Source organism: Amycolatopsis orientalis DSM 40040 = KCTC 9412 (genome assembly GCF_000478275.1).
In the GTDB taxonomy this organism is placed as follows: Bacteria; Actinomycetota; Actinomycetes; order Mycobacteriales; family Pseudonocardiaceae; genus Amycolatopsis; species Amycolatopsis orientalis.
In genome coordinates this window covers 80583-86930 of sequence record NZ_ASJB01000086.1, presented here as the reverse complement: position 1 = coordinate 86930, position 6348 = coordinate 80583, and the positions used below count along the sequence as shown (strand labels likewise).

Here is a 6348-nt window from a genome sequence, read left to right as displayed (position 1 = left end):
CCGCCCCAGTATCTGGACCCGCTCCGAAGAACCCGGCGCAACACCCTCCACCGCGCCGCCTAGCCACTGCATCACCCGAGGAGCCCGCCAGCCACACCGGCGACGGGCCCCTCGGCATGCCCACCGACAGACAACACCGTCACAGACCCGCCGCAGATGCTCGAGGCTCAGACGACTCGCCCACCACGGCGACCGGGAAGTCCACACGGCAGCCGACGAGCTACCCGAGTTCATCCCACCCCTCTACCTGACCCTCCACCGCGCCGACTAACCCCGCACCATCCGAGGAGCCCGCCACGCCACAACGGCGACAGACCCCTGCGCCTCACGCCCCCCGAAGCTCACCAGCCAATCGACAGCGAACCCTCAGGCGGCCCACAGGAAACAAGCGGATTCTGGAAGTGGGGAAAGAATCACCCGGCGGTGAGGAGAAGACCATGAGGGAGCTTCCACACTGGCACACGGCGAGCGCGCAGGGACCGCGCGAGCACAACGCGGACGCCGTCGGGGCGTACGCGGCGGCGGGCGGCGGCGGCATCGTGTTCGCGCTGGCCGATGGAGTCGGAGATCACCCGAACGCGGCTTTCGCGGCGCGGACGGCGGTTTCGGCGGCGGTCCGGACACCGGTCGGCCACGGCGCTGTCGCGGCTGTCTTGGCTGCTCAGCGCGCTGTACTCGGGTTCGGCGGGACGGGTGACTGCGTCCTCGTCGTGGCGATGCGCACCGACGAGGGGTATGGCATCGCCTGGGTCGGGGACGCCCGGGCGTACGCTTGGGACGGGTACACCGTGCGGCAAGTGACGAAAGACCATACGCTCGCGCAGTACTTCCGCGACCACGAACAGCCCGTGACACCGCGGATGGAACACGTCGTCACCACCAGCGTCCGCACGGCCGGTGACCACGAGATCGGCACGGCCACCGTCACGACCGGCGGGCTTCTGCTCACCAGTGACGGCGTGCACAAGACGCTCAGCGGGCCGACCATGCTCGACATCCTCGGGATGCCGGACAGGGCGGCCACCGAGCTGGTGCGGACGGCGATTTCGCTCGGTGGCTCCGACAACGCCACCGTGATCGTGGTGGATCCGCCGGGCGCGGATCTCACCACCGAGAAATTTCGCGTCGCGGCCTGAACCGGGCGGTCAGGCCGCGACGCGATCCCGTTTGAGCTGCCGGTATTCGCGCAGCACCAGTACGACGATCACGACGTCGAGGGCGGCGAAGAACGGCAGCGCGAGCGAGTGCGTGTGGATCGCGCGGATGACCTCGTAGACCACGAACGCCGAGAGTACGACGGCGGCGACGGGGTAGGCGCGCATCACCTTGCGGGCCAGCGCCCAGACCAGGCCGAGCTTGATGAGTCCGTGCGCGACGAGGTACCCGACGGCGAACGTCCGGCCTTCGACGAAGTGACCGGCGGCGAGTTCGAGGTGCCGGGCCAGCGTCCCCTCGGGGTCGCCGAGCAGGTCGCGGGTGACCACGGCGTGCGCGAAACCGGTGACGACCGAGGACGGGACGAGCATGAGCACGAGTCCGCCCACCAGCTGCAACGCACCATCGAGTCCTTTCAGGGCGATGGCGATCCGGAACAGCTTCTCGGTGGTCATGGGCGCTCCTTCCACGATCACCTCACCCTGCCGCACCCCGCCGCCGGGCGCAGCCGCCGTCACCGGAACAGGCGGTCTCGGCAGGTCCGGCATCGTTCGTGGCGCGTGGTCCGGCCGGCCAGGTCCCTGCCGTAGAAGGGAAAGCACGGCGCGCCGCACAGGGCGAGATAGATACGCCCGCACCGCAGTGGCCGCGCGCCGACGTTGTGCGCCATGGCCAGCGCCCGGTGACGCGTCCCCGATTCCGGCAGCCAGCCGTCCTCGGGCAGTTTCGCGAGCACGTCGGCGTCGACGTCGTCCGAGCGGCGGAGCAGGGCCGCACCGAGTTCGGTGAGCCGTTCCCCGAGATCACGGAGCAGGTCGGCGCGCGGCGTGTCGTCTTCGACCATCCGGGTGATGCAGACGAGGTCGGTACCGAGTGAACCGTGGAGGTCGCGGATCCGGTCGAGGAGGCGGTGATCCATGCCTTTCCATTAAGGCGTTGCGGGCCGGCAAGGAAAGACTCAAGACGCGTAGGTGACCCTGCCGTTCATCACGGTGGCGGTGATGGGGATGTCGCGCAGCCCGGCGGGGGTGAGCCGCGACGGGTCCACCGCCGTGACGACCAGATCCGCGACGTCCCCGACGGCCACCGAGGACCTGCCGCCGGACGCCGCCGCGAGCGAGGCCTCCAGCGGCATGGCCTGCTCGGGATGCCACGGCGGGCGGTCGTCGTCGGTGCGGCTGACCGCGGAGGCGATCGCGTCCCACGGGTCCAGCGGCGCGACCGGGGCGTCCGAGCCGAACTCCAGTTTCACCCCGGCGCGGTGCAGGGCGCCGTAGGGGAAGGCGCGTTCGGTCCAGCCGTGCCAGTGCCGGTCGGCGACGTCGCGGTCGTCCGGCTGGTGGGCGGGTTGCACGCTCGCCACGACGCCCAGTTCGGCGAAGCGCACGACGTCCTCGGGCCGGAGCAACTGCGCGTGCTCGATCCGGCCCGCGCAGCCGACGTGTGCGAAGGCGTCGAGCGCGATCTTGTTGGCGTGGTCGCCGATCGCGTGCACCGCGGGTGAGAGGCCGTGCTCGGAAGCCTTGCGCATCAACGGTTCCAGCTCCTCGGGTGGCAGTTCGAGCAGCCCGTGGGAGTCGGTTCCGGCGTAGTGTCCCACGCAGTACGCGGTGCGCGTGTTCAGCGAGCCGTCGACGAACAGCTTGAACGGGCCGACCGTCAGCAGCCCTCCGGTGTCTTCGAGGACGTCGCCGGTGCGGTGGCCGCGCTCGACGGCGGTATCGAGCAGGTACTTCGCGATCACGCAGGAAACCCGCACCGGCAAGGGTTTCCGCGCCAGCCGTCGCCGCCAGTCGGTGACCGTGTCGGTGTACTCGTAGTCGACGATCTTGGTGACGCCGCGGGCGGCCGCCGCGTCGAGTGCGTCGGCGACCCAGCCGTCGATGACGTCGTCGGGGGCGATGGGGAGGTCGGCCGTCGCACTCATGCAGTCGTTCTCCAGCAGCACCCCGGTCGGATGCTCGCGGCCGATGAGCTTCAGCGCGGCCGGGCTGAGCCACAGCGTGTGGAGGTCGGCGCTGAAGAGGGCGACGGGATGCCCCGGCAGTGCCTTCTGGAGCAGGTCCTTGTGCGGCGCGTCGGGCCAGAGGCCGTCGCGGAACCCGGCGCCGAGGACGAGTTCGCCGGGCGGCGCGGGGTTCGCCAGCAGATGGGCGAGGACGAGATCGACCGTGTGCGCGGCGGAACGCGCCTCCCCCAGCGGGATCCGGCGGCGCACCGCCGACCATTGCGCGGTGTGCGCGTGCGCGTCGACGAGGCCGGGCAGCAGCGTGCCGCCGTGCCCGTCCAGGGTCTCCGACGCCTCACCCGCGTGCCCCGGCCCCTCGATGGCCGCGATCCGGCCGCCCTTGATCAGCACATCCGACAGGGAACCCGCCAAGCCGACCCGGACCCGGCGCAACAGAAGATCGTCCACCCCCTCACCTTGCCAGCCCCAGCACGTTCCGCGGGAGGGTCAGGAGCGGGCGAAGGTGAGTTTTCCCAGTGCGGCGACCAAAGGAGCGAGTTCGGGGAGTTCCTCGGCGGCGGACAACGCCTCGGTGAGGACAGCGTCGTGCGTCGGCCGCGCGGCCGCGAGCAGTTCCTGCCCGGACGGCGTGACCTCGGTGTAGATCCCCCGCCGGTCGGTCGGGCACAGGTACCGCTGCAGCAGCCCCCGTCCCTCCAGCCGCGTGACCAGCCGCGTCGTCGCCGACTGGCTGAGCACGACGGCATTCGACAGCTGGTTCATCCGCAGGTGGAAACCGTCCTGCCGGGCGAGCACGTCCAGCACGGTGTACTCGCTGACGGACAGTTCGTGCTTCCGCGCCAGCTCGCGCTCCAGCGCGTCCTCGATCCGCGCGTGCAGTGCGGCGAGGGTCCGCCAGCCCTGAGCGCGTGCCTCCACGGCGTCGTCGGCCAGTGACACGGTTCACCTCTTCCCCGGTTGCCCGAGCTTCGTTGCGTCGTGCATCATCAAGCGTGTGCAATATACGGCGTGTGCAACTATTCCAGACGCTCGTAGTTGCCAACGCCAACTACCACCACTCTACGGGAAGAAGTGAAGTTCCCATGCCTGCCGCTCTGCTCGCACTGGCGATCAGCGCCTTCGGGATCGGCACCACCGAGTTCGTGATCATGGGCCTCTTGCCCGAGGTCGCGGGCGATTTCGGGGTCTCGATCCCGGCCGCGGGGCTGCTGATCTCCGGTTACGCGCTCGGCGTCGTGGTCGGCGCCCCGGTGCTGACAGCGCTCGCGTCGCGGGTGCCGCGCAAGACGGTCCTGGTCGGCCTCATGGTCCTGTTCATCGCCGGCAACGTCGTGTCCGCGGTGGCCCCGTCCTACGGCCTGCTGATGACCGGCCGCGTGGTCGCCGCGCTCTCGCACGGCGCGTTCTTCGGCGTCGGCTCGGTCGTGGCCGCGTCCCTGGTCGCGCCCACCAAACAGGCCAGTGCCATCGCGATGATGTTCACCGGGCTGACCGTCGCCAACGTCCTCGGCGTCCCCGCCGGGACCGCGCTGGGCCAGGCGCTGGGCTGGCGCTCGACCTTCTGGGCGGTCAGCGTCCTCGGTGTGATCGGCCTGATCGGGATTCTCGCGCTCGTGCCGGTCCAGTCGACGACGCGGAGCGCGGGCCTGCGCGACGAACTCGCCGTGTTCCGGCGGCCGCAGGTGTGGCTCGCGCTGGCGATGACCGCGCTCGGGTTCGCCGGGGTGTTCGCGTCCTTCACCTACATCGCCCCGATGATGACCGAGGTCGCCGGCTTCTCCCCCGGCGCGGTGACCTGGCTGCTCGTGCTGTTCGGCGCCGGCCTGTTCGCCGGCAACCTGATCGGCGGCAAGGCGGCGGACCGGTCGCTGATGCCCAGCCTGTACGTCATCCTCGCCGCGCTCGCGGCCGTGCTGATCGTGTTCGTCTTCACCGCGCATGCCCAGCTGCCCGCCGCGATCACCATCGCGGTCTTCGGCGCCGCCGGTTTCGCGACCGTCGCCCCGCTGCAGGCCCGCGTGATGAACAAGGCCGAAGGCGCCCCCGCGCTGGCTTCGGCCGCCAACATCGCCGCGTTCAACCTCGGCAACGCCGGGGGCGCGTGGCTCGGCGGCCAGGCCATCGACGCCGGTCTCGGCTACACCGCGCCCAACTGGATCGGTGCCGCGCTCGCGCTCGCCGGACTGCTGGTCGCGGTCATCTCAGGCATGCTCGACCATGGGCGGCGTAAGGCTCGTCGCGCCGAACCGGCCCCCGCCGCCTGATCCGTGAGCACTCACCGAAAGGAAAGCAAGTGACCGACATTCCCACCGTCAAGCTGAACAACGGGGTGGAGATGCCGCAGCTCGGATTCGGCGTCTTCCAGGTACCCGACGAGGAGACCACCGCCGCGGTCAAGACCGCGCTGGACGCCGGGTACCGCAGTATCGACACCGCCGCCATCTACGGCAACGAGGCAGGCGTCGGCAAGGCCCTCGCCGAGTCCGGGATCGCCCGCGACGACCTGTTCATCACCACCAAGCTGTGGAACAGCGAGCAGGGCTACGACAGCACCCTGAAGGCGTTCGACGCCAGCATGGCCAAACTGGGCCTGGAGCGACTGGACCTCTACCTCATCCACTGGCCGACGCCGGAACGCGATCTCTTCCTCGACACGTGGAAGGCCTTCGAGAAGCTCTACGCTGACGGCCGCGTGCGCGCGATCGGGGTGTCCAACTTCCAGCCCGCCCACCTCCAGCGCGTCCTCGACAGCGGCTCCGTCGTCCCGGCGGTGAACCAGATCGAGCTGCACCCGTACCTGCAGCAGGACGAGCTGCGCGAGTTCGACGCGAAGCACGGCATCGCGACCGAGGCGTGGAGCCCGCTGGCCAAGGGCGGCGACCTGCTCGGCGAAGCCGCGGTGAAGGCGTTGGCGGACAAGCACGGCCGCACCCCCGCGCAGATCGTCCTGCGATGGCACCTGCAGCTGGGCAACGTCGTGATCCCGAAATCCGTGACGCCGTCGCGGATCAAGGAGAACCTGGACGTCTTCGGCTTCACCCTGTCGGACGAGGACGTCGCGTCGCTGTCCGGCCTGGAGCGCGGCGAGCGCACCGGACCGGATCCCGACACCTTCAACGTCGCCTAGGGCGGGGGTAGCTCTTCGTTCTCGCACGAGCCCTCTGTGTAGCCGGTTACTATTCGGCCGCACAGAGGGCACTTGTGCGAAAAGAGGTAACCGGACG

Annotated in this window: 7 protein-coding genes; 3 read left to right on the top strand and 4 right to left on the bottom strand. The window is 70.1% G+C overall.

The window, feature by feature from the left end; genetic code table 11:
• The first annotated feature begins 437 nt into the window (after positions 1–437).
• Complete coding sequence (locus L324_RS35990) at positions 438–1136, top strand: PP2C family protein-serine/threonine phosphatase (protein WP_037319590.1); 699 nt, start codon at positions 438–440, stop codon at positions 1134–1136.
• Between the two features lie 9 nt (positions 1137–1145).
• On the opposite strand, the gene L324_RS35985 is transcribed toward L324_RS35990, so the two are convergent.
• The 4 genes from L324_RS35985 to L324_RS35970 are packed head-to-tail and all read right to left on the bottom strand — an operon-like array spanning position 1146 to position 4063.
• Positions 1146–1610, bottom strand: a complete 465-nt coding sequence (locus tag L324_RS35985) for a DUF2127 domain-containing protein (protein WP_037319588.1) — start codon at positions 1608–1610, stop codon at positions 1146–1148.
• A 59-nt stretch (positions 1611–1669) separates the two neighbouring features.
• A complete protein-coding gene (locus tag L324_RS35980; protein WP_037319566.1) occupies positions 1670–2074 on the bottom strand; it encodes a hypothetical protein in 405 nt (134 codons plus the stop codon).
• A 39-nt stretch (positions 2075–2113) separates the two neighbouring features.
• Positions 2114–3571 carry an amidohydrolase gene (locus L324_RS35975; RefSeq protein WP_037319563.1) on the bottom strand — a complete coding sequence of 486 codons (1458 nt, stop codon included), beginning with the start codon at positions 3569–3571 and terminating at the stop codon, positions 2114–2116.
• A gap of 39 nt (positions 3572–3610) precedes the next feature.
• Positions 3611–4063, bottom strand: a complete 453-nt coding sequence (locus tag L324_RS35970; RefSeq protein ID WP_037319559.1) for a MarR family winged helix-turn-helix transcriptional regulator — start codon at positions 4061–4063, stop codon at positions 3611–3613.
• Positions 4064–4206: 143 nt separating this feature from the next.
• Here L324_RS35970 and L324_RS35965 point away from each other — a divergent pair, with 143 nt between their 5' ends.
• Together L324_RS35965 and L324_RS35960 are read left to right on the top strand one after the other, a co-directional pair.
• A complete protein-coding gene (locus tag L324_RS35965) occupies positions 4207–5388 on the top strand; it encodes an MFS transporter (RefSeq protein ID WP_037319557.1) in 1182 nt (393 codons plus the stop codon).
• A 29-nt stretch (positions 5389–5417) separates the two neighbouring features.
• Positions 5418–6251, top strand: coding sequence for an aldo/keto reductase (locus tag L324_RS35960; protein ID WP_037319555.1), 834 nt, complete (start codon positions 5418–5420; stop codon positions 6249–6251).
• Positions 6252–6348: the final 97 nt, after the last annotated feature.